The organism is Sphingomonas sp., from assembly GCF_051962185.1.
GTDB lineage: Bacteria > Pseudomonadota > Alphaproteobacteria > Sphingomonadales > Sphingomonadaceae > Sphingomonas.
Window position 1 is genome coordinate 1 of the sequence record NZ_JBQCCN010000067.1, and the last position, 4194, is coordinate 4194.

Annotated in this window: 5 protein-coding genes and 1 pseudogene; 5 read left to right on the forward strand and 1 reads right to left on the reverse strand. The window is 67.4% G+C overall.

All coding sequences use genetic code 11. The features are described from left to right. On the forward strand, positions 1-433 hold a 433-nt coding region (locus tag ACTHJR_RS04265; protein WP_440521883.1), incomplete at its 5' end, for a DUF4142 domain-containing protein. A 74-nt stretch (positions 434-507) separates the two neighbouring features. Here ACTHJR_RS04265 and ACTHJR_RS04270 read toward each other — a convergent pair. Continuing rightward, positions 508-1113, reverse strand: a complete 606-nt coding sequence (locus ACTHJR_RS04270; protein WP_440521884.1) for a TlpA family protein disulfide reductase — start codon at positions 1111-1113, stop codon at positions 508-510. A gap of 16 nt (positions 1114-1129) precedes the next feature. On the opposite strand from ACTHJR_RS04270, the gene argH reads away from it, so the two are divergent. From argH to ACTHJR_RS04290, 4 genes and pseudogenes are all read left to right on the forward strand, one after another. Continuing rightward, on the forward strand, positions 1130-2509 hold the full coding sequence (argH, locus tag ACTHJR_RS04275) for an argininosuccinate lyase (RefSeq protein WP_440521885.1): 1380 nt from the start codon (positions 1130-1132) through the stop codon (positions 2507-2509). Continuing rightward, positions 2506-2745: a hypothetical protein gene (locus ACTHJR_RS04280; RefSeq protein ID WP_440521886.1), complete on the forward strand. Its 240-nt coding sequence runs from the start codon at positions 2506-2508 to the stop codon at positions 2743-2745. The genes argH and ACTHJR_RS04280 overlap by 4 nt, the downstream gene beginning before the upstream one ends. Before the next feature lie 5 nt (positions 2746-2750). Continuing rightward, positions 2751-4013, forward strand: coding sequence for a diaminopimelate decarboxylase (lysA, locus tag ACTHJR_RS04285; RefSeq protein WP_440521887.1), 1263 nt, complete (start codon positions 2751-2753; stop codon positions 4011-4013). After that, a pseudogene (locus tag ACTHJR_RS04290) lies at positions 4010-4194 on the forward strand (siroheme synthase); the annotation flags it as partial. The gene lysA and the pseudogene ACTHJR_RS04290, both read left to right, overlap by 4 nt.

A 4194-nucleotide genomic window follows, 5' to 3' on the forward strand; every position in this document is an offset into this window, starting at 1 on the left:
CCCGACGCCGACCGGCCAGGAATTCGCCGACAAGGCCGCCAAGAGCGACGCGTTCGAGATCGCCGCCGCCAAGCTCGCCAAGACCAATGCCGCCTCCGCAGGCGTCAAATCGTTCGCCGCGACGATGATCGAGGCGCACACCGCCTCGACCGCCAAGATCAAGGCCGCCGCCGCCAAGGCCTCGCCCGCGATCAAGCCCGATCCGACGCTGACCAGCGACCTGCAGTCGAAGCTCGACGATCTCGGCAAGCTGAAGGGCGCGGATTTCGACAAGGCCTATGTCGACAACCAGATCTCGGCGCACCAGGACGCGCTGTCGCTGATGAAGAACTATGCCGACAATGGCGACACGCCGAGCCTGAAAGCGGCGGCCGGCGAGATCGCCCCCGTCGTGCAGAAGCATCTCGACATGGCCAACGCGCTGAAGAAATGAAGCCTCAGCCCCTCCCCGGAAACCGGCGGAGGGGGCATTTATTCCAGGCCGGTGTCCCAGGCGGGACGCCGGCTTTATTTCGCTTCCGCCAGCAAGGCGCGCGCGGTCGGGCTGGCCCAGTCCATGCCGCCGAGCATCCGCCACACTTCCTTGCCCGACGAATCGTAGAGGATCGTCGTCGGCAGGCTGGGATTGCCGAACGCCTGCGACATGTTGAGCTCCTTGTCGGTATAGCCCTTGACCGACTTGAGCCCCGCCTTGGCAAGATAGGGATCGACCGCAGCCTTGCCGTCGAGGTCCTGGCTTATCGTCACCACCTGCAATTTGCCTTCGCCGGCGACCTTGTCGAGCGTGGGCATCTCCGCCTTGCACGGCCCGCACCACGTCGCCCACAAGTTGAGCAGTACCGGCTTGCCGGCGAAGCTGGCCAGCGTCAGCGGCTTGCCGTCGGGACCGGTGAAACCCGCTTTGGGCGCGGCATCCCCCTTGTGGTCGCGCACCAGCTTGCCGATCACGTCGACCCCGGTGTCGGGCGAGGAGGACGGCGCGGGCGCCATATTGGCCGCTTCGTCGAGCGTCGGGAGCGCGGCGGTTTCGTTCGCTTGCCCCTTGGGGACGGACGGCCTATCGCAGCCGCCGATCAGCGCGGTAGCCGCCAGGAGAAGTACGATAGAGCGCAAGCAAACCTCGAACGCGATGTGGGGCGGACGGTTCGCGGAGGGACCGGCTGCGGTGATGCGCGAGATAAATGCCTCGATCCCGTTCGACAAGCGCTTGTGGCGGCAGGACATCGCCGGATCGAAGGCGCATGTCGCGATGCTCGGCGCGCAAGGCATCCTGCAGGCGGAAGATGTCGCCGCGATCGCCGAGGGACTCGACGCGGTCGCCGAGGATTATGCCCGCGACGGCGTGCCCGACGACCTGACGCTCGAGGACATCCACATGCTGACCGAGGCGCGGCTGGCCGAGAAGGTCGGGCCGGTCGCCGGACGCCTCCACACCGCGCGCTCGCGCAACGACCAGGTCGCGACCGATTTCCGTCTCTGGGTGCGCGACGCGATCGACCAGGTCCATGCTGCCCTTGGCGAGCTCCAGGACGCCTTGATTGCGCGCGCGGAAGAGCATGCCGATGCGGTGATGCCCGGCTTCACCCATCTCCAGTCTGCGCAGCCGGTCACACTCGGCCATCATCTTATGGCCTATCACGACATGATCGCGCGCGACCACAGCCGCTTCGCCGACAATCGCGCGCGGATGAACCGCTGCCCGCTCGGCGCCGCCGCGCTGGCCGGCACCAGCTTTCCGCTCGATCGAGACGCCACGGCGAAAGCGCTAGGCTTCGACGGGCCGACTACCAATTCGCTCGATTCGGTCAGCGACCGCGACTTCGCGCTCGATTATCTGATGGCGGCGACACAATGTTCGTTGCACCTCAGCCGGTTGGCCGAGGAATTCGTGATCTGGGCGTCGCAGCCGTTCGGCTTCGTGTCGCTGTCCGACCAATGGTCGACCGGCAGCTCGATCATGCCGCAGAAGCGAAATCCCGACGCCGCCGAGCTGGTCCGCGGCCATGCCGGGCGGATCATGGGCTGCATGACCGCTTTGTCGGTGACGATGAAGGGCCTGCCGCTCGCATATTCGAAGGACATGCAGGACGACAAACCGCCGGTGTTCGAGGCGCACGACCTGCTGGCGCTCTCGATCGCGGCGATGACCGGGATGGTCGAGAGCGCGACGTTCCGCACCGATCGCATGCGCGGTCTCGCCGAATCGGGCTTCGCCACCGCGACCGATCTCGCCGACTGGCTGGTGCGCGAGGCGGGCCTGCCGTTCCGCGAGGCGCACCACGTCACCGGGCGCGCGGTCAAGGCGGCGGAGGATGCCGGCATGGGCCTGGACAAATTGCCCGTCGAGACGTTGAAAGCGATCGATGCGCGGATCGACGAACGCGTCTATGATGTGCTGAGCGTCGACGCCTCGGTCGCGAGCCGCACCAGCCTGGGCGGCACGTCACCGGTCCGGGTGCGCGAGGCGATCGCTGCGGCTAAGGCCGCACGCGCGGGAGAAAAGAAGTGAAACGGATCGTCATCCTCGGCCTGGTTCTCGCGCTGTCGGCCTGTGGGGCCGCGCGCGATTTGAAACCGGCCGCGGGCAAGGCGCTCCCGGTGGCGCCGTTCGGGGCGCAAGCGACGCCGACGCCGCCTCAGCTCCTTACCGCCTCGACCCAGGCGCGCCCCGAACGCAGCGACGAGTTGCTGACCAGTTCGGAAGAGCGCCAGGGCAATGAATTCGACCTCCCTCCCGCAAACTGAGTCTCATGGACGATTTCAACCTGAAGAACGGCGAGCTCTACGCCGAAGACGTTCCCATGGCGCGCATCGCCGCCGAGGTGGGCACCCCCGTCTATATCTATTCGCGCCGTACCTTCGAGCGCCATGCGATAGCGTTCCGCGACGGCCTCAAAAGCGTGCCGCGGATCCACCTCGCTTACGCGATCAAGGCCAATCCCAATCTCGCGGTGCTGCGCGTCATGGCCAATGCCGGTTATGGCGCCGATGTCGTCTCGGGCGGCGAGCTCGAGCGCGCGCTAGCCGCCGGCATGCCGGCCAGGGACGTGGTATTCTCGGGCGTCGGCAAGACGCGCGCCGAGCTGACGCAGGGGCTCGACCGCGGCATCGGCCAGTTCAATCTGGAGCATGAGGCCGAGGGTGTCGCGCTATCCGAGATCGCGGCGGCGCGGGGCGTCAAGGCGCCGTGCGTACTGCGGGTCAATCCCGACATCGATGCCGGCACCCACGCCAAGATCTCGACCGGCAAGGCGGACAACAAGTTCGGCGTCGCGATCGTCGATGCGCCGGCCATCTACGCGCGGCTGGCCAAGCTGCCGGGGCTGGAGCTGCGGGGCGTCGCCTCGCATATCGGCAGCCAGCTCTTGAGCGTCGCACCGATGGAGGCGACCTATCGACGCATCGGCCAGCTCGTCGCCGAACTGCGCGCCGCCGGCCATCGTATCGACCGCGTCGACCTGGGCGGCGGGCTCGGCGTCGCCTATCGGGCCGAGGACAAGCCCGAGAGCCCCGCCGCTTATGGCGAGATGGTCGCGCGCGTCACGCGCGATTGGGACGTCGAATTGATGTTCGAGCCCGGCCGCGTCATCGCGGGCAATGCCGGGGTGCTGTTGACTCAGGTGATCTGGGTCAAGCCGTCGCCGAGCAATCCCTGGGTGATCGTCGACGCGGCGATGAACGACCTCGCGCGACCGGCGCTCTACGACGCCTGGCACGATTTCGTCGCGGTGAAGCCCAATGGCGAACGCTTCGTCGCCAATATCGCCGGCCCGGTCTGCGAGAGCGGCGATACCTTCGCCAAGGCGCGCGAGATCGACAAGGTCAAGGAAGGCGACCTCGCCGTCTTCCGCACGGCCGGCGCTTATGGCGCGACCATGGCGTCGACCTACAACAGCCGCGCCCTGGTGCCCGAAGTGATGGTCGACGGCGATCGCTATGCCGTCGTCGCCGAGCGCATTCCCGCCTATCGGGTAATGAGCGAGGAGCATGTCCCCGAGTGGCTGACCGCGTGAACCTGCACAGCCTGCCGGTGTTCCTCCGGCTGGCGGGGCGGCCGGTGATGCTGATCGGCGAAGGCGACGCGGCGGACGCCAAAAGGCGGCTGCTCGAGCGCGCCGGGGCGACCATCGTGAGTGAGGAAGCGAGCGCCGCGCTGGCGATCGTCGCGCTCGACGATCCCGACGAGACGGTGGC